Source organism: Microbacterium sp. NPDC019599 (assembly GCF_040632175.1).
Taxonomy (GTDB): domain Bacteria; phylum Actinomycetota; class Actinomycetes; order Actinomycetales; family Microbacteriaceae; genus Microbacterium.
In genome coordinates this window covers 674646-696041 of the sequence record NZ_JBEYBL010000002.1, presented here as the reverse complement: position 1 = coordinate 696041, position 21396 = coordinate 674646, and the positions used below count along the sequence as shown (strand labels likewise).

At 72.0% G+C, this 21396-nt stretch carries 22 protein-coding genes; 14 read left to right on the top strand and 8 right to left on the bottom strand.

Annotated elements, in window-relative coordinates:
- Nucleotides 1-119: 119 nt before the first annotated feature.
- The 3 genes from ABZ477_RS06705 (at nucleotide 120) to ABZ477_RS06695 (ending at nucleotide 4431) form a co-directional block, all read left to right on the top strand.
- A complete protein-coding gene (locus ABZ477_RS06705; RefSeq protein WP_360129760.1) occupies nucleotides 120-944 on the top strand; it encodes a dienelactone hydrolase family protein in 825 nt (274 codons plus the stop codon).
- Nucleotides 945-1072: 128 nt separating this feature from the next.
- Entirely contained in the window at nucleotides 1073-2239 is a 1167-nt protein-coding gene (locus tag ABZ477_RS06700; protein WP_360129757.1) for a hypothetical protein, read from the top strand.
- A gap of 74 nt (nucleotides 2240-2313) precedes the next feature.
- On the top strand, nucleotides 2314-4431 hold the full coding sequence (locus ABZ477_RS06695; protein ID WP_360129754.1) for a DEAD/DEAH box helicase: 2118 nt from the start codon (nucleotides 2314-2316) through the stop codon (nucleotides 4429-4431).
- A 60-nt stretch (nucleotides 4432-4491) separates the two neighbouring features.
- On the opposite strand, the gene ABZ477_RS06690 is transcribed toward ABZ477_RS06695, so the two are convergent.
- Nucleotides 4492-5259 (bottom strand): SDR family oxidoreductase, encoded by a 768-nt coding sequence (locus ABZ477_RS06690; protein WP_360129751.1) that lies wholly within the window; start codon nucleotides 5257-5259, stop codon nucleotides 4492-4494.
- A 262-nt stretch (nucleotides 5260-5521) separates the two neighbouring features.
- Between ABZ477_RS06690 and ABZ477_RS06685 the strand changes: the two genes are divergently transcribed.
- Complete coding sequence (locus ABZ477_RS06685; protein ID WP_360129748.1) at nucleotides 5522-6553, top strand: ScyD/ScyE family protein; 1032 nt, start codon at nucleotides 5522-5524, stop codon at nucleotides 6551-6553.
- Between the two features lie 72 nt (nucleotides 6554-6625).
- On the top strand, nucleotides 6626-7564 hold the full coding sequence (locus ABZ477_RS06680; RefSeq protein WP_360129745.1) for a nucleoside hydrolase: 939 nt from the start codon (nucleotides 6626-6628) through the stop codon (nucleotides 7562-7564).
- A 74-nt stretch (nucleotides 7565-7638) separates the two neighbouring features.
- Here ABZ477_RS06680 and ABZ477_RS06675 read toward each other — a convergent pair whose 3' ends face one another.
- Nucleotides 7639-8658: a zinc-dependent alcohol dehydrogenase family protein gene (locus ABZ477_RS06675; RefSeq protein WP_360129742.1), complete on the bottom strand. Its 1020-nt coding sequence runs from the start codon at nucleotides 8656-8658 to the stop codon at nucleotides 7639-7641.
- A gap of 14 nt (nucleotides 8659-8672) precedes the next feature.
- Nucleotides 8673-9944, bottom strand: a complete 1272-nt coding sequence (locus ABZ477_RS06670) for a multidrug effflux MFS transporter (RefSeq protein ID WP_360129739.1) — start codon at nucleotides 9942-9944, stop codon at nucleotides 8673-8675.
- A 100-nt stretch (nucleotides 9945-10044) separates the two neighbouring features.
- On the opposite strand from ABZ477_RS06670, the gene ABZ477_RS06665 reads away from it, so the two are divergent.
- Entirely contained in the window at nucleotides 10045-10920 is an 876-nt protein-coding gene (locus tag ABZ477_RS06665; protein ID WP_360129736.1) for a helix-turn-helix transcriptional regulator, read from the top strand.
- Between the two features lie 3 nt (nucleotides 10921-10923).
- Here ABZ477_RS06665 and ABZ477_RS06660 read toward each other — a convergent pair whose 3' ends face one another.
- The gene (locus ABZ477_RS06660) at nucleotides 10924-11934 is read right to left on the bottom strand and encodes a helix-turn-helix transcriptional regulator (RefSeq protein WP_360129733.1); all 1011 of its coding nucleotides are present in this window, start codon (nucleotides 11932-11934) and stop codon (nucleotides 10924-10926) included.
- A gap of 205 nt (nucleotides 11935-12139) precedes the next feature.
- Between ABZ477_RS06660 and ABZ477_RS06655 the strand changes: the two genes are divergently transcribed.
- Both ABZ477_RS06655 and ABZ477_RS06650 read left to right on the top strand, forming a co-directional pair.
- Entirely contained in the window at nucleotides 12140-12553 is a 414-nt protein-coding gene (locus ABZ477_RS06655) for a hypothetical protein (RefSeq protein WP_360129730.1), read from the top strand.
- 8 nt (nucleotides 12554-12561) lie between these two features.
- On the top strand, nucleotides 12562-12744 hold the full coding sequence (locus tag ABZ477_RS06650; protein ID WP_360129726.1) for a helix-turn-helix transcriptional regulator: 183 nt from the start codon (nucleotides 12562-12564) through the stop codon (nucleotides 12742-12744).
- Nucleotides 12745-12767: 23 nt separating this feature from the next.
- On the opposite strand, the gene ABZ477_RS06645 is transcribed toward ABZ477_RS06650, so the two are convergent.
- Both ABZ477_RS06645 and ABZ477_RS06640 read right to left on the bottom strand, forming a co-directional pair.
- Nucleotides 12768-13859, bottom strand: coding sequence for a HAMP domain-containing sensor histidine kinase (locus ABZ477_RS06645; RefSeq protein WP_360129723.1), 1092 nt, complete (start codon nucleotides 13857-13859; stop codon nucleotides 12768-12770).
- Complete coding sequence (locus ABZ477_RS06640; protein ID WP_360129720.1) at nucleotides 13852-14538, bottom strand: response regulator transcription factor; 687 nt, start codon at nucleotides 14536-14538, stop codon at nucleotides 13852-13854. Before ABZ477_RS06640 ends, ABZ477_RS06645 begins: the two co-directional genes overlap by 8 nt.
- 86 nt (nucleotides 14539-14624) lie before the next feature.
- On the opposite strand from ABZ477_RS06640, the gene ABZ477_RS06635 reads away from it, so the two are divergent.
- A complete protein-coding gene (locus tag ABZ477_RS06635; protein WP_360129717.1) occupies nucleotides 14625-15311 on the top strand; it encodes a M15 family metallopeptidase in 687 nt (228 codons plus the stop codon).
- Nucleotides 15308-15922: a VanZ family protein gene (locus tag ABZ477_RS06630; RefSeq protein WP_360129714.1), complete on the top strand. Its 615-nt coding sequence runs from the start codon at nucleotides 15308-15310 to the stop codon at nucleotides 15920-15922. The genes ABZ477_RS06635 and ABZ477_RS06630 overlap by 4 nt, the downstream gene beginning before the upstream one ends.
- A 31-nt stretch (nucleotides 15923-15953) precedes the next feature.
- On the opposite strand, the gene ABZ477_RS06625 is transcribed toward ABZ477_RS06630, so the two are convergent.
- Nucleotides 15954-16514 (bottom strand): dihydrofolate reductase family protein, encoded by a 561-nt coding sequence (locus tag ABZ477_RS06625; RefSeq protein ID WP_360129711.1) that lies wholly within the window; start codon nucleotides 16512-16514, stop codon nucleotides 15954-15956.
- A gap of 148 nt (nucleotides 16515-16662) precedes the next feature.
- On the opposite strand from ABZ477_RS06625, the gene ABZ477_RS06620 reads away from it, so the two are divergent.
- From ABZ477_RS06620 to ABZ477_RS06605, 4 genes are read left to right on the top strand one after another with little or no spacing between them, the layout of a single operon-like run.
- Nucleotides 16663-17307 (top strand): FAD-dependent monooxygenase, encoded by a 645-nt coding sequence (locus ABZ477_RS06620; RefSeq protein ID WP_360129708.1) that lies wholly within the window; start codon nucleotides 16663-16665, stop codon nucleotides 17305-17307.
- A gap of 26 nt (nucleotides 17308-17333) precedes the next feature.
- Entirely contained in the window at nucleotides 17334-18413 is a 1080-nt protein-coding gene (locus ABZ477_RS06615; protein WP_360129705.1) for a MarR family transcriptional regulator, read from the top strand.
- Nucleotides 18410-20074, top strand: coding sequence for a CocE/NonD family hydrolase (locus ABZ477_RS06610; protein ID WP_360129702.1), 1665 nt, complete (start codon nucleotides 18410-18412; stop codon nucleotides 20072-20074). The genes ABZ477_RS06615 and ABZ477_RS06610 overlap by 4 nt, the downstream gene beginning before the upstream one ends.
- Complete coding sequence (locus tag ABZ477_RS06605; protein WP_360129699.1) at nucleotides 20071-20532, top strand: DUF3237 domain-containing protein; 462 nt, start codon at nucleotides 20071-20073, stop codon at nucleotides 20530-20532. The genes ABZ477_RS06610 and ABZ477_RS06605 overlap by 4 nt, the downstream gene beginning before the upstream one ends.
- Nucleotides 20533-20569: 37 nt before the next feature.
- Here the strand turns inward: ABZ477_RS06605 and ABZ477_RS06600 are convergent, their stop codons facing one another.
- Complete coding sequence (locus tag ABZ477_RS06600) at nucleotides 20570-21247, bottom strand: GAP family protein (protein ID WP_360129696.1); 678 nt, start codon at nucleotides 21245-21247, stop codon at nucleotides 20570-20572.
- Nucleotides 21248-21396: the final 149 nt, after the last annotated feature.

Sequence of the window (21396 nt, the reverse complement as noted above, 5' to 3'; positions counted from 1 at the left end):
CACCGAACCTAGTGCGTTCAGGCGCCGCTGATCAGGGCAAATGTCGAACTGACCGCGAACAATGCCCGACGAGCGACCCAGTCTGTTGCGGGAACAGCCCCTCTCACTAGGGTGGGCCCGTGGATGGGGCGAATGAGATCTCCTTCGAACGCCGTCGCGTCAAGACCGCCGACATCGAGCACGATGTGCACTTCGGTCCCGTTCGGGGTCCAGGGGTCCTGCTCATGCACGAGCTGGCGGGACTGACCGACAACACGAAGACTCTCGCCGCCGAGATCGCGGCGTCGGGCTTCACGGTCGCGCTCCCGCACCTCTTCGGCCGTGCCGGGCCGTCGGGCCCACGCGCCATGTTGACCGGGGCGGCTGGCCTGATCGGCCGCTGCATCGCCCGCGAGATGAGCCTCCTCGTGGCCGACCACCCCGAACGCGGGACGACGTGGCTGAAGGCCGCCGTGAGCGAACTCGCGGCCTACGCGCCGTCCCCGCGCGGAGTCGGCGTCATCGGCATGTGCGCGACGGGCGCCTTCGCGATGGCCACCGTGCTCGATCCCGCTGTCGGCGCGGTCGTCGGAAGCCAGCCTGCGCTGCCCGCCTGGCGCCGCCGGAGCTGGGGGATACCGGGCGGAGACGAGCAGCTGGCGAAGAGGAAGACGCCACTGCTGGTCCTCAGGTTCCGCAAGGACCGCAGATCGGCGAAAGACCGGGTCGAGCGGCTCCCGCAGCTGCTCGAGGATCCGGTGTCGAAGAGCCGAGTCGGGCCCGAAGACCCCGGCCTGCCGCATTGCGATCGCGGCATCGAGGTGTGGACGGGCGCGCGCTCGCAGGTGGTCTGGGCGGACGGCTCGGGGCACTCGGTGCTGAACTTCGATCGCGTCGATCTCGCCGTCGCGGAGGCGATGAGGTTCCTGCACGCCAACCTCGACCCCGCGGACTCGCGGACCTGAGTTTCATCGAGTCCCCCCTCTGACTCGCGCAGCCGAGGCGTCCCGAGGCCGCTCCCGGCCGGGAGGCCAGGCTCCCGCCTCGCGCCGTGCCTCTCGTCGGCGGGCCCGGAACGATGGACAATCGTGCCATGACACGCGGCGCGTGGACGCAGGGAGCCCGACTCGAGGCCGCTGCGGTGCGGGTCGAGAGGCAGCTTCATCGCCACGGGGTGGCCGATGCGCGCCGCTTCGCCGTGCGCACCGAGGCACGCGCGATCGTCGTGGCGATCCTGGGGTTCGCCGTCGGGCTCGCCGGCGGCGCGGTCGGGTTCTGGGGCCGTGCCGTGCCCGTGTGGGAGGGCGCGTCCGTCGGCGCGGCCGGCATCGCGGTGACAGCATCCGTCACCCTCGCCGCCGCGGCGGTGAGCTACCGACTGGCATGGCGCGATCCGAGGCAGGCGTGGCTGCAGGGCGTTACGCGCTCCCGGCGGGCGTGGATGACGGCGGCGCTCGCGATCTCGCTGGCCGGGGTGTTCGGAATGCTCCAGTGGATGCTGTTCCACGCGGCGTCGCTCATCTGGCCGGGGGCCGCCGTCGACACGCTGACGGCGACCATGATCGTCGCCCTCGTGGCGGGCTGCTCCGGCTACACGGCGTTCACGCTGGCGGCCCACGTGACGGCGACGCGACTCGTGCTGCTGCTGTTCGCGGTCGTCGCGACGGGGTTCACCGTGAGCGTCGTCACGACGCGCGACGACACCTGGTATCAGCTCAACTTCAGCGAGCTCGGCGGTCGCGGCGGCGCGACGGCAGCGGTCTTCAATGCGACGCTGATCCTCGCGGGCGGCGTGACGGCACTGCTCGCGCTGTACCTTCTGACGAGTCTCGAGGCCTGGGCGCGCACGGAGCCTCGGGTGACGCGTGCGCGGAGCCTCATCGTCTACGGCGTGTTCCTCGTGCTCGCGGCGTGCTTCATCGGCGCAGCGCTCGTGCCGGTCACGTTCAGCCAGGTGGGCCACAACATCTTCGCGATCGGGATGGCCGTCGTGTTCGGAGCGCTCCTGCTCGGCCTGCGCTGGGTGCTGCCGTGCCTGCCGAGGGCGATGCTCGTGCTCGCGGTCGCAGTGGCGACCGGCATCCTGTTCTCCGCGAGCCTCTTCTGGGTCGGGTACTACACCCTCGCGACCCACGAGATGGTCTGCGCGGGCCTCGTCGTCGGCTGGCTGCTGCTGTTCACGCGCACCCTCGCGGCGGCAGAGCGCGCGGACTCCGCCGCGGCGACGGAGGCATCCCCGGCGGAGCAGGCGGACTCGTAGCCTCGAGCGCAGGCGGGCCGCCTCGTCGTCGAGGTGGCGCCGAGGTGTCAGTGGTCCGGGAGAGGCTTGACCTCATGACCTCGACGACGCCTGCGCGGGACGCCGCCCTCGACGCCCTCCGCACGCTCGTCGGCCGAGGCGACGCCGACTTCCACGAGGGCCAGTTCGAGGCGATCGATGCCCTCGTCGAAGGCCGCCGCCGCGCACTCGTCGTGCAGCGCACCGGGTGGGGCAAGTCGGCGGTGTACTTCGTCGCGACGCTGCTCCTGCGCCGTCAGGGCGCGGGGCCGACCGTGCTCGTCTCGCCGCTGCTCGCGCTCATGCGGGATCAGATCGCGGCGGCGCAGCGCGCGGGCGTGCGGGCGGTCGCGATCAACTCCACCAACGCGCACGAGTGGAGCGATGTCCTGGCGCAGCTGGACCGCGACGAGGTCGACGTCCTGCTCGTGTCACCCGAGCGGCTCAACAACCCGTCGTTCCGCGACGAGCAGCTGCCGCAGCTGATCCCGAGGATCGGCCTCCTCGTCGTCGACGAGGCGCACTGCATCAGCGACTGGGGGCACGACTTCCGCCCCGACTACCGACGGCTGCGCGACCTCATCGCGCGCATGCCCCCGGGCATCCCCATGCTCGCGACGACCGCGACTGCCAACACCCGCGTCGTGTCGGATGTCGCGGAGCAGCTCGGCGCGCTCGACCGGAGCGAGGAGGCGCCAGAGGTCCTCGTCATCCGGGGGGCCCTCGCGCGCACCTCGCTGCGGCTCGGGGTGCTCGAGCTGCCCAATGCCCCGAGCCGGCTCGCGTGGCTCATCAGCCACCTCGGCGACCTCCCCGGCTCCGGGATCATCTACACGCTCACCGTCGCCGCCGCGAACGACACGGCGCGGCTCCTCCGCGACCGCGGGTACGACGTGCGCGCGTACACGGGTCAGACCGATCCCGACGAGCGGGAGGAATCCGAGGCGCTCCTCAAGGGCAACCGGGTCAAGGCGCTCGTCGCGACCAGCGCCTTGGGCATGGGATTCGACAAGCCCGATCTCGGCTTCGTCGTGCATCTCGGCGCGCCCTCATCGCCGGTCTCGTACTACCAGCAGGTCGGCCGCGCAGGGCGCGCGACCGCCTCGGCCGATGTGCTCCTTCTTCCCGGCGTCGAGGACCGCGACATCTGGCACTACTTCGCGACGGCGTCGATGCCCGACCGGGAGCGAGCCGAGCGCGTCCTGTCGGCGCTCGGCGCCTCGACGACGCCGCTGTCGACGCCCGCGCTCGAGGCCATGGTCGACATCCGCCGCACGCCGCTCGAGCTGCTGCTGAAGGTGCTGGACGTCGACGGCGCGGTCGCCCGCGAGAAGGGCGGCTGGCTCGCGACGGGCCGGCCGTGGGTCTACGACGAAGACCGCTACGGTCGCATCGCGGCGGAACGCGTCGCCGAGCAGGAGCACATGATCCAGTACGAGCAGACGAGCGCGTGCCGGATGGAGTTCCTGCAGCGCTCCCTCGACGACGGCACCGCCACGCCGTGCGGCCGCTGCGACAACTGCGCGGGCGCGTGGTTTCCCAGGACGATCGGGAAGGACGCGACGGATGCTGCAGCCTCGGCCCTCGATCGCGTCGGCGTGCCGATCGAGGTGCGACGGCTGTGGCCGACGGGTGCCGATCGGCTCGGCGTGCCCGTGCGCGGCCGCATCCCCGCCGACGAGCAGTCGGACGAGGGGAGGGCGCTCGCGCGCCTCACTGATCTCGGCTGGGGCGGGACGCTCCGTGAGCTCTTCGCGGCGGGCGCCGCCGACGGTCCGGTGCCGCCGAACGTGCTCGCCGCCTGCGTCCGCGTGCTGGCCGACTGGGGGTGGGCGCAGCGCCCGGTCGCCGTCGTCGCGATCCCGTCCCGGTCGAAGCCTCAGCTGGCGGACACGCTGGCCCGCGGCCTCGCGGAGGTCGGGCGCCTGCCGTTCCTGGGAGCACTGGATCTCGTCGACGGGGGCCCGACGGGCGGACCCGGCGGCAACAGCGCCTTCCGGCTCGCGGGGGTCTGGGCACGGCTCAGCGCGGCACAGCTCGACGTGCCGGCAGGCCCCGTGCTGCTCGTCGACGACCTCGTCGACAGCCGGTGGACGATGACGGTCGCCTCTCGCGAGCTGCGCCGGGCCGGCGCGACCGCGGTGCTTCCGTTCGCGCTGGCACTTCGAGGCTGACGCACACAGCGTCTGCGGGGACCCGGGCCGACAGCATCCGGAATGCCCTCTGGAGCCGGCTCAGTGCACCGAGAAGCCGCCGTCGACGGCGAGCGACTGGCCTGTGATGTAGGCGGCCGCGGGCGACGCGAGGAGCACCGCAGCGCCCGCGAAGTCCTCCGGCTCGCCGTTGCGCCCGATGAGCGTGCGGGCCGCGAGTGCCGCGACCAGCGCTGCATCGGAGCTCAATCGCCGGTTGAGCGCCGTCAGCACGAAGCCGGGGATGAGCACGTTCGCGGTGACCCCTTGCGACGACCAGGCCTCCGCCTGCGAGCGCGCCAGGCCCTCGATCGCGGCCTTCGAGACGCCGTACGCGCCGCTGTTGGCGAACGGGCGATGAGCCTGCTGCGAACTGATGTGGATGACACGGCCGTAGCCGCGCGCGGCCATTCCGGGGATGAGCCGCTGGCCGAGCACGAAGGGCGCTTCGAGGTTGACGGCCATCGTCGCATCCCAGTCCGCCTCGTCGAGGTCGGCCATCGGCGGGCGGAGATTGATGGCCGCCGAGTTCACCAGGATGTCGACGTCGCCGGCCTCGTCCGCGAGCGCGTGTGCGCCCTCACGCGTCGCGAGGTCGGCGCGGACACCCGCCGCGGATCCGCCCGCGGCCTGTATCTCGGCGACTGTCGCATCCACAGCGGATGCCGTGCGGGCCGCCACGATGGTGTGCGCCCCGGCTCCCGCGAGGGCGAGCGCGATGGCGCGGCCGATGCCCGAGCTGCCTCCGGTCACAAGGGCGACCCGGCCCGCCAGTCCGAACATCCGGTCGAGGTACGACGCTTCACGCATCCCCTCACCGTATCGAGGGTGGAGCGCCCCGGATTCCGACCCCGGTCAGGATCGGGCCCGCAGGCTCGCGAGGTGCCCCGGCTCGATTCCGCGTCCGAACCGGACACGCACGCTGACTCCTTGACGGCACCCGACCGCAGGAGGACCCTGGAACGGTGCTGCCGTCGCAGCATCCTCCGTGATCTCCCGCAAGGCAGCGCTGAAGGGTCGCCCGGCTCCTCGGTCGGTGCGACAACGGCTCTCACACTGGGGGTATCCGGACATGGGTACGAGACGAGCGGCGTTCCTCGCCGCCATCATGACGGCTGCAGTCGTGCCGGCGATGCTTCTGCCGGCGGCCGCGAACGCGGTCCCGAAGAAATCCGCGCCACCGCCGGTCGCCGAAGAGCTCGCGACGGGCCTCGTCGGCCCGCTCGGCAGCACGATCGGCCCCGACGGCGCGCTCTACGTCGCCGACCGGGCCGCCGGGCAGGTGGTCCGCATCGACACGAGCACCGGCGCGATGTCGCCGATCGCGACGGGTCTGCCGGTGACGGCTCCGGGCGGCGTGTTCGACGTGACCTTCATCGGCGACACCGCGTACGCGCTCATCAGCGTGGTCGGTCCCGACGTGGGCGGCACGGATGTCGGCGGCATCTACCGCATCGACGATGTCGACGACGTCACGCTCGTCGCCGACACCTCCACCTGGTCGACGGACAACCCGCCTGATGCCGACTTCTTCGTGCCGAGCGGCGTGCAGTACGCGTTCGTGCCCTTCGAGGACGGCTTCCTCGTCACGGACGGGCACCACAACCGGCTGCTGTTCGCCGGGCTCGACGGCGAGGTGAGCGAGGTCGCCCAGTTCGCCAACATCGTGCCGACGGGTCTGCAGCTGGGCCGGGGCAAGATCTACATGGCCGAGGCGGGACCGATCCCGCACGATCCCGCGACGGGTCGCGTGGTCGCGCTCGGGATGAGCCACCCGGTCGAACGGGCGGTCGCAGCCGGCTACAGCCTCATCACGGACGTCGAAGCGGCGGCATGCGGCCTGTACGCGGTGTCTCAGGGCGATTCGCCCGGCATGGTGGAGCCCGGGTCGCCGGGCCTCCCCGAGAGCGGCGAGCTCCTGCGCGTCAACGGAAACGGCAGCTTCAGCGTCATCGTCGACGGCCTCGATCGTCCGACATCGCTCTCCTTCGCCGGAGACACGGCCTTCATCGTGACGCTCGGCGGCGACGTGCTCACCGTCGCGGACGTCGCTCCCGACCGACACGGCATGTGGGGCGGCTGCGGAGGTATGGGCCAGGGCTGACCTCTCCCCGATTCTCGGCTGCACCCACAGCCGGGTTGCGTGCCCGCCACGTCTGCCGATGGAATGGCGGGCATGACGACAGCGCCGCGCGACAGCATCCCGGTCATCGTGGACTGCGATCCCGGGCATGACGACGTCTTCGCGCTCTGGCTGGCCGCGGGACACCCGGCGATCGACCTGCGCGCCGTGACCACGGTGGGCGGCAACGCGCCGCTCGAGTTCACGAGCCTCAATGCGCGCGTCGCCCTCACGGTGGCGGGCGTCACCGATGTGCCGGTCGCGGCCGGCGCCCCGGGACCGCTGGCGCGGCCGCTGCGGACGGCGGAATGGATCCACGGGAAGAACGGCCTGGGCGGCCCGACGCTTCCGGAGCCCGCGTTCGCACTGGATCCGCGCACCGCGACCGACCTCATGGTCGACGTCCTCGAGGCGGCGGCCGAGCCGGTCACCGTCATCGCGCTCGGGCCCATCACGAACGTCGCGGTGCTGCTGCGCGATCGCCCCGACGCCGCCGCGCGCGTCCGCGAGATCGTGTGGATGGGCGGCTCGACGGCCGGCGGGAACGCGACCCCGCATGCCGAGTTCAACGCGTGGGTGGACCCCGAGGCGCTCGCGCTCGTCGTCGGGAGCGGCATCCCGTTCACGATGGTGGGGCTCAACGTCACGCACACGGCCCTCGTCACGGCCGACGTGCGCGCACGTCTGGCGGCGACCGGCACGCGGACGGCGGCCTTCGGCGACGACCTCCTGGACTTCTTCGGTCGCACCAACGAGGAGCACTTCGGCTTGGCCGACGGGCCGCTGCACGACCCCGTAGCGGTCATGGCCGTCGCCCAGCCCGACGCCGTGCGGCGCGTTCGCACGCGGCTCGACGTCGAGGTCTCGGATCCGGTGACCGCGGGTGCGACGCGCGTCGACGAGTCCCGGGAGCCGAACGCGCTCGTCGCGACGGAGCTGAACGTCGAGCGATTCTGGGATGCTGTCCGCGAGGCCCTGGCGAAGCTCACCTGACGCCGAGCACGTCGGGCTCGGACGGCGCATCGCCCGCCGGCGCCTCGTGCACCGGCGGGCGGGGGAGAGACCCCTCAGACGGTGAGCAGCACCTTGATGGCGCGACGCTCATCCATGGCCCGGTAGCCCTCGGCGGCCTCCTCGAGCGGGAGCTCCAGGTCGAAGACCCTGCCGGGATCGATCCTGCGGTCCCAGATGAGCCGGATCAGCTCGGGGAGGAACCGGCGGACCGGCGCCGGCCCGCCATGCAGGTGCACGCCCGAGAAGAACAGCTCGTGCCCGTCCAGTGACACATCGTGCGAGACCCCGACGTAGCCGACGTGGCCGCCGGCCCTCGTCGCGCGGATCGCCTGCATCATCGACTCCTGCGTGCCGACCGCCTCGATGACGGAGTGCGCTCCGAACCCGCCCGTCAGCTCCCTGATCCTCTCGCCCCCCTCGTCGCCGCGCTCCTCGACGATGTCGGTCGCGCCGAACTCGCGGGCGAGCGCCTGCCGGTCGGCGTGGCGCGACATCGCGATGATCCGCTCTGCGCCGAGCTGCTTCGCCGCGAGGACGCCGAGCAGGCCGACGGCGCCGTCGCCCACGACCGCGACCGTCTTGCCGGGCTCGACCTCGGCGGCGACGGCGGCGAACCAGCCCGTGCCGAGCACATCGGAGGCCGCGAGGAGGGAGGGGATCAGCGCGGGGTCCGGCCGGCCGGGCGTCGCGACGAGGGTCCCGTCGGCGAGGGGCACGCGCAGGTACTCCGACTGCCCGCCGCTCGCGGCGGCCGGCTGCCGGTGCACGCAGTGCGTCTGGTAGCCGGCCCGGCAGATCTCGCACGTGTTGTCGGACGCGAAGAAGGAGCCGACGACGAAGTCGCCGACCTTCACGGTCTGCACCTCTGCGCCGATCTCGCTCACGACGCCGACGTACTCGTGTCCCATCGGGGTGTGGTCGACGTGCTCGGCGCCGCGGTACGGCCACAGATCCGAGCCGCAGATGCACGTGGCGGCCAGGCGCAGGATCGCGTCGGTGGGCTCGATGATCGTCGGGTTCTCGCGCTCCTCGACGCGGACGTCGCCGGGCGCATACATGATGACTCCACGCATGGGTGGTGTTCTCCTTACTGGGTGGGAATCGAGGAGGTGCCGCTCAGTGCGGGCTCCGCGGAGCCGGCGCGCTCGCCGGCTCCGCGACCCGGCAGGCGCACGAGAACGAGGCAGGCGGCGCCGCCTGCCAGGACAGCCGCGGCGGTGACGACGCCGAAGGGAAGGGTGCTGGTGGCTCCGGCTATGCCGACGAGCGGGGCCGCGACCCCGCCGAATCCGAACCGCACTATGCCGAGCAGCGATGAGGCCGTTCCGGCCATCCGCGGATAGCCCGCGAGCGCGAGGGTCGTCGCCGGCGCCGACGACATGGCGACGCCGCTGACGAGGGCGAAGAGCGAGACGATGATGAAGGGGAGCGGCATCCTGCTGACTCCGGACGCCAGGAGGCCTGACGCGCCGAGCCCCGCGACGAGGATGCCGACCGTGAGCGTGCCCGGGGTGCTCCAGCGTTCGGCGAGTCGGCCGCCGAGGTAGCCGAAGACCATGAAGCCGGCGGAGTTGAGGCCGAACGCGAGGGCGTAGCCGAGCGGCGACAGGCCGTACACGTCCTGCAGCACGAAGGTCGCACCGGCGAGATAGGCGAAGATCGCCGCGTAGAGGAACCCCTGGCTGAGCACGGCGCCGAGGAACACGCGGTCCACCAGCAGCGCGCGGAAATCCCGGAGCGTCTGACCGAACCCGCCGCGCGTGCGGAGCTGAGCCGGCAGCGTCTCCCGGAAGATCAGGAGCGTCACGATCAGGATGCCCGCGCCGATCAGCGACAGGACGGCGAAGAGTCCGCGCCAGTCTGCGACGGCGTCGAGCAGACCGCCGAGCAGCGGGCCGACGATCGCGGCGAAGCCGCCCGCGACGGTGAGGCGCCCGTAGAAGCGGATGAGCTCACCGCCGGAGTAGACGTCGCGTCCTGCGGCCTGCGCGATGACGATGCCGACTCCGCCCGCGAGACCCTGGACGAACCGCGCGAGGATCAGGAGTTCGATCGACGGGCTCATCGCGCAGAGCGCGGATGTCGCGATGTACGCCACGACGCCGATCAGCAGGATGCCGCGGCGACCGTGCCGATCGGACAGCGGGCCTGCGAGCAGCTGGCCTGCGGCGAGTCCCACGAGGCATGCGGTCACCGTGAGCTGCGCGATCGAGGTCTGCGCCCCGAGCTCGACGGTGAGCGCGGGAAGCGCCGGCAGGTAGAGATCCATCGAGATCGGGCCGAACACGGTCAGCAGCAGCAGGAGGCCCGGCAGGAGTCGGTCCGCGGCGGCGTGTGGGGAGCGGGAGGTCTGAGGCACTCCTCCACTGAACCCGGTCGCGGCGGGACGAGGGAGTCACTGTCAAGGGGTGTACCAGCAGGGCATCCCTCGCGGGACGGCGCCGACCTACCCTTTCCGTATGGACAACCGAGCTGAAGTGCGCGAATTCCTCATGTCGCGCCGGGCACGGCTGACTCCGGATGCCGCGGGCCTGTCCGCAGGCGCCAACCGCCGTGTCGATGGGCTGCGCCGCAGCGAGGTCGCCACCCTCGCCGGCGTCAGCGTCGAGTACTACGCCAAGCTCGAGCGCGGAGCGATCGCCGGAGCGTCCGCCTCCGTGCTCGAGGCCGTCTCTCGGGCGCTGCAGCTGGACGACACGGAGCGCGCACACCTGCTCGATCTCGCTCGCGCTGCCGACGGCATCCCCGCTTCCGGCCGTCCGCGCCGCCGCGTGACCAAGCCGTCCGCCCCTCGCCCCAGCCTGCAGTGGGCGCTGGCCGCGATCGCCGACGGGGTCGCGTTCGTGCGCGACCAGCACCAGAACCTCCTCGCGACCAACGACCTGGGACGCGCGTTCTACTCGCCCTTGATCGGAGACGGGGGCCGCACCCCGAATCTCGCGCGCTTCCAGTTCCTGGATCCTGCGGCTCGGGACTTCTACCCGGATTGGGACCTCTTCGCCGAGATGTGCGTCGCGATCATGCGCGCCGAGGCGGGCAGGGATCCGCACGACCCGGCGATGCAGGACCTCGTCGGCGAGCTCTCGACGCGCAGCGAGACGTTCCGGCGGCTATGGGCGGCCCACAATGTGCGTACGCACGGGGCCGGGACCAAGCGGTTCCGGCACCCCGTGGTGGGAGAGGTCACGCTCGCGTACGAGGAGCTCGCGATAACGGCCGAGCCGGGGCAGGTGCTCATGATCTACACTGCCGAGCCGGGATCTCCGTCGGCCGATCGCCTCAGGGTCCTCGCCTCGTGGGGCGCCGACGTGAGGCCGTCCGCCGAAGCGCGGTAGCGCTCACGCGCCGTCTGCCGCGATCGCCCCATTGTGCTCTGGTGCGGCCTCGGCCGGCGACGCGCCGTCCGGCGTCGCGATCGCCACGTGATGCTCCCGAAGTGTCTCGGCGGGTGACTCGCCGTAGGCCTCGGCGTAGTACGCGGCGAACCGGCCCGCATGCGCGAACCCCCAGCGCCTCGCGAGGTCGGAGACCTTGGTCGGACGGCCCGACAGTCTCGCCTCGGTGAGCTCGGCCCGTGCGCCGTCGAGGCGGGCGTTGCGGAGGTACTGCGCGGGAGTGAGCTGGTACCAGCGCTGGAACTGCTGCTGAAGGCCGCGCACCGACATGCGCGCCGCCTCCGCGGCGTCGGCGATCGAGACGGGCTCACTCGCGTGGCTCTGCAGGTATTCCTCCGCGCGGCGCAGTGAGGCCGGCGCGCCGTGGTGGTCGACGGTCGTCGCCTCGCCGAGCAGCTGGTGCGCCGTCATGCTCAGCAGCACGTCGAGCAGGTTCGCGCGCACCAGGTCGCTTTCGAACACGTCGTTCGGCATGATCTCGCCCAGGAAGCGGATCGCCTTGCGGACCGCGTCGGACCCCGCCGACGGGCGATGCAGCAGCGCGGGCGACGGCGGCAGTCCGCCGTAGCGGGCGAGCCAGCGGGTCACGGTGCCGTCGTCCACGGTGATGAGCACGGATCGCACCGCCTCGAAGCGGACGCTGAGCTCCTGCTTCGCCGGGAGGATGAGCGACCGGTCCTGATCGCCCCGCGCATCTCTGCTTTGCCAGACGTACGGTCCTTCGAGGATGTCTGCGAACAGCACCTCGCTGAAGCCGTCCGTGGACGCCTCGATGTGGCCCGTGAAGCGCATCGTCGAGACCGTGAGGGGTCCCTCCGCCGCGACCCGCTGCTCGAAGAGGAACGCCTCTTCGCCGGATTCCTCGATGGACAGCCGTCCGCCGTATGCGACGCTCATGAGCGCGCGGACCGTGGCGACGTCGGTGGTCGCGAAGGAAGTCCGGGTCACGGGCATGGGAGCCACCTTTTCTGCCCCCGCGGACCATTCTCACGGAACGGCCGCGTCGCCGACAGGGGGAACGGTTGCTGCTCCCCGCAGGACATCCGGCACACCGGGCTGCCGGCAATTCGGGCTGACCTTCACCGTGTCAAGCACACTTGACATTCGGCCTCCGCGCCTGCGAGGATGTCAAGCACACTTGACACGAAGGGATGCTGGCATGCAGGACCCGCAGCACACCGGCGATCGCCGGACGCTCTCCGACACAGGCTGGCTGGCGGTCTGGACCCTGGCCTGGGTGCTGACGCTCGCGGTCGCCCAGTTCGGGCCCGAGCTGTGGTGGGGCTCGTCCCCGGTCCTCGGCTGGGTCGCGATCATCGTCAACCTCCTCGCCGGCGCCGGGTGGATCATCGCGCACGCGCGCTTCCTCCGTGGCGTGGACGATCTGTGGCGGAAGATCCTCATGGACGCCATGGCGATCGCCCTCGGCGTCGTGCTCGTCGGCGGCTGCGCCTTCGCGGCCGCCCGCAGCGCGGGACTCGTCGCCTTCGACGTCGACATCGCACTCCTGTCCATCGTGATGGCGGTCGTCTACCTCATCGCGATCGCCGTCGGGAGCATGAGGTACCGGTGAGGAACCGGGTGAGGGAGCTGCGCACCGAGCGCGGGTGGACGCAGGCGGATCTCGCCGTCCACTTGAGCGTGTCGAGGCAGACGATCAACGCGATCGAGAAGGAGAAGTTCGACCCGAGCCTGCCGGTCGCCTTCCGCCTCGCGCGGCTGTTCGGCCTGCCGATCGAAGACATCTTCGCCGACGAGGCGTGACCGTCCGATCCGGGCGCGGAGCGTCATCCGCTCCCTGAGGACGCCGCAGGCAGCTGCACCGCGACGACGAGCCCGCCGCCGTCGCGCGGGGTGAGCCGGAGGCTCCCGCCGTGCGCCCGGACGATGCTCTGGACGATCGCGAGGCCCAGCCCGACGCCTGGGTGGTCGCCGCGGAGGCGCTCGCTGCCGCGCTGGAACGGCTCGGTGAGGGTCGCGACGAGCTCGGGGGTCAGCGGCTCGCCGGTGTTCTCGACGGTCAGGATGCTGGTCCCGGCGCCGGCGGACGTGGTGACGCGGACGCTCCCGCCGTGGGCGTGATTGTGGACGATCGCGTTCTGGACGAGGTTCGTCGTCATCTGCAGCAGGAGGGCGGGCGATCCGTCGGCGGGGGCGATGTCGCCCGAGGTCTCCACGTCGATCCCGCGCTGCTCCGCGAGGGGCAGGAGGGTCTCGGTCGCCTCCTCGGCGAGGAGCGACAGGTCGACCCGCTCGCGCGCGAATGAGCCCTGCTCGACGCGGCTGAGCACGAGAAGCGCCTCCGTCAGTTCGATGGCGCGCGTGTTGACGGCGCTCAGGCGCTCCAGGAGTGCCCCCGTGTCGTGATCGGGATCCTCGCGGGCGACTTCGAGGAGCGCCTGCGAGATGGCGAGCGGCGTGCGCAGCTCGTGCGAGGCGTTCGCCGCGAAGCGCCGCTGCTCGTCGACCTGCGTCTCGAGCCGCGCGAGCATCGCGTCGAATGCGTCGGCCAGCTCGCGGAATTCGTCGTGGCGACCCTCCAGAGCGATCCGATGCGACAGCGATCCCGTCTCGGCGTGCCGCGTGGCGGCCGTGATGCGGGCGAGCGGCGCGAGCATCCGGCCCGCGAGGATCCATCCGCCGAGCAGGCCGAACAGCAGGATGAACAGCAGCGCCCATGCGGCGGCGGGCGCGAAGGCCCGGATGAGGTCGTCGCGTCCCGGCACGTACCCGCCGAGGGTCGGGGTCGCGTCGGCGGGAAGGTAGCGCAGGAGGAACACCCAGACGACCGCCAGCAGGAGTGCGACGGCGAGCATGAGGAACCCGGCGTAGCTCAGGGTGAGCTTGAGCCGGACGCTGAGTCCGGGCTCCCTAGTCACGCTGGTCCTCCACCGCGGATCCCGCGTCGATGCGGTAGCCGACACCGGGTGTGGTCGCGATGAGCCAGGGCTCGCCGAGCCGCTTGCGCAGAGCCGAGACCGTGATGCGCACGGCGTTCGTGAACGGGTCCGCGTTCTCGTCCCACGCCCTCTCGAGCAGCTCCTCCGCGCTCACGACACCCCCGTCGGCGGCGACGAGGACCTCCAGGACCGCGAACTGCTTGCGCGTCAGTGCGACGTAGCGGCCGTCGCGGTACACCTCGCGGCGGAAGGGGTCGAGTCTCAGGCCCGCGATCTCGCGCACGGGCGGCCGGTGGTGGACCCGGCGGCGGTCCAGGGCGCGCAGCCGCAGAACGAGCTCCCGCAGCGCGAACGGCTTCGTGAGGTAGTCGTCGGCGCCCAGCTCGAATCCCGTCGCCTTGTCGTCGAGGCGGTCCGCGGCCGTGAGCATCATGATCGGGATGCCGGTCCCCGACGCGACGATGTGCCGGGCGATCTCATCGCCGGACGGGCCGGGGATGTCGCGATCCAGCACCGCGATGTCGTAGGAGTTGATGCTCAGCAGCTCGAGCGCGGTGCCGCCGTCGCCCGCGATGTCGGCCGCGATGGCCTCCAGCCGGAGCCCATCGCGGATGGCCTCGGCAAGGAGAGGCTCATCCTCGACGACCAGCACGCGCACGCTCCGATCGTACGAGCCGGGACTTATCGCCGGCATATCGGAATCGGCATACGCCCCCGCAACACGCGCGCGCGTGGACTGGTGTCATGTCCCTCCCTCCATCGGAACCCTTCGCCCGCGGCCGTGCGGGCCTCGCCGTCGTCGCCGTGATCGCGGTCGCGATCGCACTCACCTGCCTCGTGCTCGTCCTCGGCGGCCAGCGCTCCGCCGCCACGGCCACCGCGTCCGGCTCCACGTCCCGCGAGCCGTCGGTCGGCGCGGACGGCACCCACGTCGTGGAGGAGCCGCCTGCGCGCGAGGGCACCGGCGAGGGTTCGGTCTCGGCGTCGGATGGCGGCGTCGCGGACGGCACGACGGTCTGGGACGACTCCGTGCCGGCGGTGGCGCACCTCGACCCGGGTCTCCGCGACGCCGTCCGCCGGGCGGCCGCCGACGCCGCGGCGAGCGGCGTCATGTTCCTCGTCAACAGCGGCTGGCGATCCGCCGCCTACCAGGAGCGGCTCCTCAGCGAAGCGGTCGCCCAGTACGGCTCGGCCGCCGAGGCCGCGCGCTGGGTCGCAACCCCCGACACCTCTCCGCACGTCCGGGGCGCCGCGATCGACATCGGGGGAGCGGATGCCGCGGCCTGGCTGTCGCACCACGGAGCCGCGTACGGGCTCTGCCAGATCTACGCCAACGAGGCGTGGCACTATGAGCTGCGGCCCGAGGCGATCGGCCAGGGCTGCCCCGCGATGTACGCCGACCCCACGCACGACCCCCGGATGCAGAAGTGACCATCGCCCGCCGGCCTGCGCTGGAGGCGCGCGCCGCCGAGCGGCACCCCGATGCGCCGCGCCGGATCGCAGTCGCGGCGATGTTCGCGGTGTACCTCGCGCTCCTCGTGTGGACCGTCCTGTTCAAGCTCGACGTCCCGTTCACAGGGGGCGTCGATCGGGCGATCAAGCTCGTCCCGTTCGTCGCGAGCCCGGGCTTCGGCGCAAGTCAGCCGAGCGAGGTCGTCATGAACGTCGTGCTCTTCGCGCCATTCGGCCTCTACCTCGGCCTGGTCGCGCACGGGCGGTCTCTCTGGATGATGACGGCGGCGATCGCCGGCACGAGCCTGGCGCTCGAGGCGGCCCAGTTCGCCCTCGCGACCGGCAGCTCCGACATCACCGACGTCATCGCCAACACCGCGGGCGGCCTCGCCGGCCTGTGGCTCTTCGCGCTCGCGGGCCGCCTGCTGGGGGCCCGGACCACGGTCGTCATGACGCGCGTGTGCGCCGTCATGACGATCGTCGCAGTGCTCGCCGCGGGCGTCTTCGTCGCGTCGCCGCTGCACTACGGGCCGCCGCCCGGCGGGATGCGCGACCACTCGGGGCTGCGTCTCAACCCCGACTCGCCGTGACGCCGAGTCGACCGCCGGCGCCGGGGTCGTGTCAGGCGGCCGCGCCGACCCGCCGGTAGTGCTCGTAGACGACGCGGTCGCCGAAGGTCCTCGTCGCGAGGAGCTCGAGCTGGATGGTCTCGCGAACGGGCGGAAGCAGGCGAGTGCCGCCGCCGACGAGCACGGGCTGGCGGAAGAGATGGAACTCGTCGACGAGACCCTGCTCGATCGCGGGCGCGGCGAGGGTCGGGCCGCCGATCTCGACATCCCGATCGGTCGCCGCCAGCATGCGCGCGATCTCCTCCTCGAGGGGCGCGTCCGCAAGACGGGCATTGCGCTCCACGCGGTCCAGGGTTCGGCTGAAGACGACCTTCGGCAGCGCGGTCCACACGTCGGCGAACGCGGCATAGGTGTCGCTGGAGCGCATCGCCGGGTCCGTCTCCCACGGCAGCATCGTCTCGTAGAGCCGGCGGCCGAGGAGAAGGCCCCCGAGGCCGCTGACCTGCTCCAGATGGAAGTCGAACTGCTCGTCGCTCGGCGGGCCCCACGCGAATCCGCCGTCGCGGTCGGTGATGAAGCCGTCGATCGACACGCCCATCGAGACCATCAGCATGCGTGAGCCTCCTCCGCGCGGGCGCGCGTCGCCCGGTTGCATCCTCGCCCACGGTGCCATCCATCGCGGCTCGACGTAAGGGGTGCGCGGGAAGACAGCATCGGTTATGTTTGTCACAAAACAGTCAGATCCCCGACATCGGAGTCACATGAGGATCGTCATCGTCGGCGCAGGGATCGGCGGGCTCGCCGCCGCGCTGAGCCTCCATGCGGCGGGAATGCGGGACATCGTCGTGTACGACCGCGTCGACGAGCTGCGGGCACTCGGGGTCGGCATCAACGTCCTGCCGCATGCGATCCGCGAGCTCACCGAGCTCGGCCTCGGCGACGAGATCGCGGCCCTCGGCGTCGCCCCGTCGACGCTGTCGTACTTCAACCGCTTCGGCCAGCGCATCTGGTCCGAGCAGCGGGGGCTGGACGCCGGATACCTATGGCCCCAGGTCTCGATCCACCGCGGCGAGCTCCAGCTCGCGCTGGCACGGGCGGTGCTCGAGCGGCTCGGCGAGGATGCGATCCGGCTGGGCCATGCCCTCGTCCGCGCCGAGCACGGATCGGATGCCGACACCGCGGTGTTCGCGACGGCCGCGGGAGAGGTTCGCGTCGTCGCGGACGTCGTCCTCGCGGCGGACGGCATCCATTCCGCCTTCCGCCGGCAGCAGTACCCGGACGAGGGCCGGCCGGTCTGGAAGGGCCTCACACTGTGGCGCGGGACCGCCCGCGTGCGCCCGTTCCTCGACGGCCGCACGATGATCATGGCCGGCGACGGCGAGCAGAAGTTCGTCGCGTATCCTTGAGTGCACCGGATGCCGGGGGCACCGCGGTGGTCAACTTCATCGCGGAGCGGCGGGGCGTGGGCGACGAGACGGTCGACTGGAACCACGCCGTCAACCCGGCGCCGATCGTGGAGCTCTTCCGAGACTGGCGCTTCGACTGGCTCGACGTACCGGGCGTCATCGCCGCGGCCGACGAGATCCTCGAGTATCCGATGGTGGATCGCGACCCGATCCCGCGGTGGACGTTCGGGCGGACGACGCTCCTCGGCGACGCGGCGCACGCGATGTACCCCAACGGCTCGAACGGCGCGTCGCAGGCGATCCTCGACGCGCGGACCCTCGCCCTCCACCTCGCGACGGCGGCCGACGCGCCGACGGCGCTCGCGGCGTACGAAGAGGCGCGGCGGCCCGCCACGACGGCGCTCGTGCTGAGCAACCGGCAGCAGGGACCCGAGAAGGTCATGCTCCTCGCGCGCGAACGCGCGCCCGAGGGGTTCGCCGACATCGAGGACGTCATCCCCAGCGACGAGCTCGCCGAGATCGCCGCCGGCTACAAGCGGGCGGCGGGGTTCCTCCCTGAGATCCTCAACGCGCCCCTCACTCACCCCGCCGGCCCGATGACCGCGGAATCCCTCGACGACGTCGACGCGGCCCGGCTTGCGGCGGTCATCTCGCCGCTGCGGCGCACGCTCCTGTCGGCGACACGCGCCTCGGCGCACCTGCCCGACATCCCCGACGCGCAGATCGAGATCGTGCGCGCACTCCCGCGGGGCGTGACCCGCACGCCGGGGGAGCTCGCCGAGCTGCTCGGCCTCGGCCGGTCGACTGTGAGCAATCTCCTCACGCTCATGGAGGAGCGCGGCCTCGTCCAGCGGCGGGCCGTGCCCGGCGACCGGCGGCGAGTCGACGTGACGGCGACGGCGAAGGCGCTCGGCCTCTTCGAGCGGTTCGACGCCGCGAGTGCGGCCCTCGTCGCGGGCGGCGCGCAGCGCCTCGATGCCGGCGAGCGCGCCGTCCTGACAGCTGCGCTTCCCGTCCTCGAGCGGCTGCGCGACGCGCTCGACGAGGAGCGGCGGGCCACAGCATCCCGGACATCCACCCACTCACCCCGCAAGGAGGCGGAATGAGCGCGACCGACCAGCGCGACCACGAGAGGACAGCCGCGCACAGGCGTGCGCGGCGCAAGGGCTTCACCGAGCAGCGCGACCTGCGCGTTCCGATGGACGACGGCGTCGAGCTGTTCGGGAACCTCTACCTGCCTGGGGATCCGGACCCGTCGCTGCCGACCGTCGTGATCCGCGGGCCGTACGGCCGGCGCGGGCTCGTCGCAGGAGGGGCGAAACGGCTCGCGAAGCAGGGCTTCACGGTGTTCTTCCAGAGCTGCCGGGGCACGTGGGGGTCGGGCGGGGTCTTCACGCCGCAGATCGACGAGCAGCGCGACGGCATCGCGACGCACCGCTGGGTGCGCGCTCAGCCGTGGTTCACGGGCCGGCTCGCGACGTACGGCGAGAGTTACATGGGCTACACGCAGTGGGCCGTCGCGGGCCGCATGCAGCGCGAGGATCCCGACAACGCTCCCGAGGCGCTCGTGCTCAACATCACGATGCCCGACTTCGGCGCGATCACGTGGGACAACGGCGCCTACTCGCTGCGCAACGCACTCGGATGGTCGCGCATGATGGCCCGCATGGAGAACGGCGGCGCCGCGATCCTCGGCATGATGCTGCCAGACCCGAAGCTGCGCCGCGCGTTCGACGTGCTGCCGCTCGCGGCGGGCGACTCGGCCGCGGCGGGTCGTTCGATCCGTTGGTACCAGGACTGGGTGAGGTACGAGAGCCTCGCCGAGGAGTACTGGACGCAGCAGTCGCACACGGCGTCGGTGCCGCACGTGACGGCGCCGATCCTCATGATCACGGGGTGGTACGACATCTTCCTGCCGTGGCAGCTGCGCACCTACGCGCAGCTCGTCGAGGCGGGCAATCAGCCGCGGCTCACGCTGGGCCCGTGGGGCCATGTCACGCCGGGGCTCCGCGACGTGGTCGACTCCGAGACCGAGGCGTTCCTGCGCGAGACCTTCGCCGGCGAGAGCTGGGATCGGCCCGAGCCCGTGCGCGCCTTCCAGACCGGCACCGGGACGTGGCACGACCTCGCCGCGTGGCCGCCCGCGGGGTCGGCGCCGGAGTCGTGGTTCCTCCAGGCGGACGGAGGCGTGTCGACGGATGCCGCGACCGGCGGCGTCACGCGCTACACGTACGACCCCGACCGGCCGACGCCGACCGTGGGCGGACCGAGCCTGCAGCGCAAGACGCTGCCGACCGACAACCGGAAGCACGAGCGCCGGGAGGATGTCGCGGTCTTCCGCTCCGCGCCGCTCGGTGCTGCCCTGGACGTCGCGGGGGAGCCGGTCGCGCGGATCCGCGTCCGCTCGAGCGCCCCGAGCTTCGACGTCTTCGTCCGCATCACGGACGTGCACCCCGACGGCAGGTCGATGACCGTGTGCGACGGCATCCGGCGCATCGGCTCGGTCGGGTCGCGCGCGACGGACCCCGCACCCGACGAGGACGGTTTCCGCGAGGTCGACGTGCCGCTCTGGCCCACGTTCCACCGGTTCGCCGCGGGTCACCGCGTCGGGGTGCAGGTGAGCTCGGGCGCGCACCCGCGCTACGGGCGCAATCCCGGCACGGGGGAGCCCGCGTTCGAGGCGGCCACGACGGTGGTCGCGGAGCAGGAGATCTCGCACGACGGAGCGACAGCATCCCGTCTCGACCTCCCGGTGTGGCGCCCGTGAGCGTGCAGCCGCCCGTTCCCGGGCTCGAGCCGGCGTTCGAGGTCGAGGTCGAGCTCGGCCCGCTCGAGGACCACGGCGTCACGCGCGCGGGCCACCGCCGTGTCGTGCCGATCACGAGCGGATCCGTCCGCGGCGCCTTCGACGGCGAGATCCTCGCGGGCGGGGCGGACTGGCAGCTCGTCCGCCCCGACGGCTCGATCGAGATCGACGGGCGCTACACGGCGCGGGCGCCCGACGGAGCGCTCGTCTACCTCCACGCCGTCGGCGTGCGCAGCGGGTCGCCCGAGGTGCTCGAGGCGCTGCTGCGCGGCGACGACGTCGATCCGTCCGAGTACTACTTCCGCACGGTCGTCACGATCGAGTCGTCCGCGAGACCCGAGTTCGAGCGCTCGCTCTACGTCGCCTCGTGCGTGCGCGACGCCGACCGAGCGCGGTACGTCGCCTACCGCGTGACGTGACGGGCGGGATGCTGTCCGCCTCCGGCGGGCCGCCGGATCAGAGCCGGCCGAGGCCCATCCCGATGACGACCGCGCCGATGAGCAGCAGGATGATGCTCGTGATCACCTCGCCGTTGCGGGTGAGCCAGTCCCGCGAGTTGATGAGGCGCGGCTCCATGCGCTCGGGCGACGCCGACATCGCGATGATCGGAACGGCCACGGTGGACGCGCCGATGACGGTGTAGAGCGCGATCGCGACGAGCATGTCGGTGGGCGAGGTCACGTCGGCGCGCAGCGTGAGCCCCGCGGCGGCCGCGATCAGCAGGGCCTTGGGGCGGAAGTTCAGCACGAGCGCGAGTCCGAACGACGACCATGGCCCGAGGGTCTCGGCTGACCGCAGCCACACCGGGATGGCATCCGACGCGGCGGCCTTGGCGCGGCGGCGCGCGCGCCACAGCGAGAAGATCCCGAGGAGGATGAGGGCCGCGCCGAGCACGATCTCGATCTGCCCGACGACCTCGTCCTCCCGCCGCGGGAAGCGCGACGCCGGCACGAACTGGGCGCCGAGCGTGCACAGCGACACGACCAGCACCATCCCGAGCACCCACCCGATGAGGAACGGGATGGCTGAGCGCGACCGGTTCGGCGAGAGCAGGATGAGCAGAGCGACGAGGATCGGGAGCGTGCTGAAGGCCAGTGCGACGGCCAGCGGGACCACGTAGCCGATCGCCTGCATCAGCCGGTCCTCCGTCCGTCACCGCCGGTCGGCGGTTTCGGCGCGGCGTCGCTTCACCCTACCGGGGCGGGAAGCCCGGCTGTGGGCGCGTGCGGGCGTCAGACAGCCCTTGCGATCGAGGAGCCCGCGGTGGGCGTCCTCGATCCGCG

What these genes read in the sequence shown, in the direction of transcription:
- ABZ477_RS06700 (WP_360129757.1), top strand. Translation starts at nt 1,073, where the DNA reads ATGACACGCGGCGCGTGGACGCAGGGAGCCCGACTCGAGGCCGCTGCG.
- ABZ477_RS06695 (WP_360129754.1), top strand. Translation starts at nt 2,314, where the DNA reads ATGACCTCGACGACGCCTGCGCGGGACGCCGCCCTCGACGCCCTCCGC.
- ABZ477_RS06690 (WP_360129751.1), bottom strand. Translation starts at nt 5,259, where the DNA reads ATGCGTGAAGCGTCGTACCTCGACCGGATGTTCGGACTGGCGGGCCGG.
- ABZ477_RS06685 (WP_360129748.1), top strand. Translation starts at nt 5,522, where the DNA reads ATGGGTACGAGACGAGCGGCGTTCCTCGCCGCCATCATGACGGCTGCA.
- ABZ477_RS06680 (WP_360129745.1), top strand. Translation starts at nt 6,626, where the DNA reads ATGACGACAGCGCCGCGCGACAGCATCCCGGTCATCGTGGACTGCGAT.
- ABZ477_RS06675 (WP_360129742.1), bottom strand. Translation starts at nt 8,658, where the DNA reads ATGCGTGGAGTCATCATGTATGCGCCCGGCGACGTCCGCGTCGAGGAG.
- ABZ477_RS06665 (WP_360129736.1), top strand. Translation starts at nt 10,045, where the DNA reads ATGGACAACCGAGCTGAAGTGCGCGAATTCCTCATGTCGCGCCGGGCA.
- ABZ477_RS06660 (WP_360129733.1), bottom strand. Translation starts at nt 11,934, where the DNA reads ATGCCCGTGACCCGGACTTCCTTCGCGACCACCGACGTCGCCACGGTC.
- ABZ477_RS06655 (WP_360129730.1), top strand. Translation starts at nt 12,140, where the DNA reads ATGCAGGACCCGCAGCACACCGGCGATCGCCGGACGCTCTCCGACACA.
- ABZ477_RS06635 (WP_360129717.1), top strand. Translation starts at nt 14,625, where the DNA reads ATGTCCCTCCCTCCATCGGAACCCTTCGCCCGCGGCCGTGCGGGCCTC.
- ABZ477_RS06625 (WP_360129711.1), bottom strand. Translation starts at nt 16,514, where the DNA reads ATGCTGATGGTCTCGATGGGCGTGTCGATCGACGGCTTCATCACCGAC.
- ABZ477_RS06620 (WP_360129708.1), top strand. Translation starts at nt 16,663, where the DNA reads ATGAGGATCGTCATCGTCGGCGCAGGGATCGGCGGGCTCGCCGCCGCG.
- ABZ477_RS06610 (WP_360129702.1), top strand. Translation starts at nt 18,410, where the DNA reads ATGAGCGCGACCGACCAGCGCGACCACGAGAGGACAGCCGCGCACAGG.
- ABZ477_RS06600 (WP_360129696.1), bottom strand. Translation starts at nt 21,247, where the DNA reads ATGCAGGCGATCGGCTACGTGGTCCCGCTGGCCGTCGCACTGGCCTTC.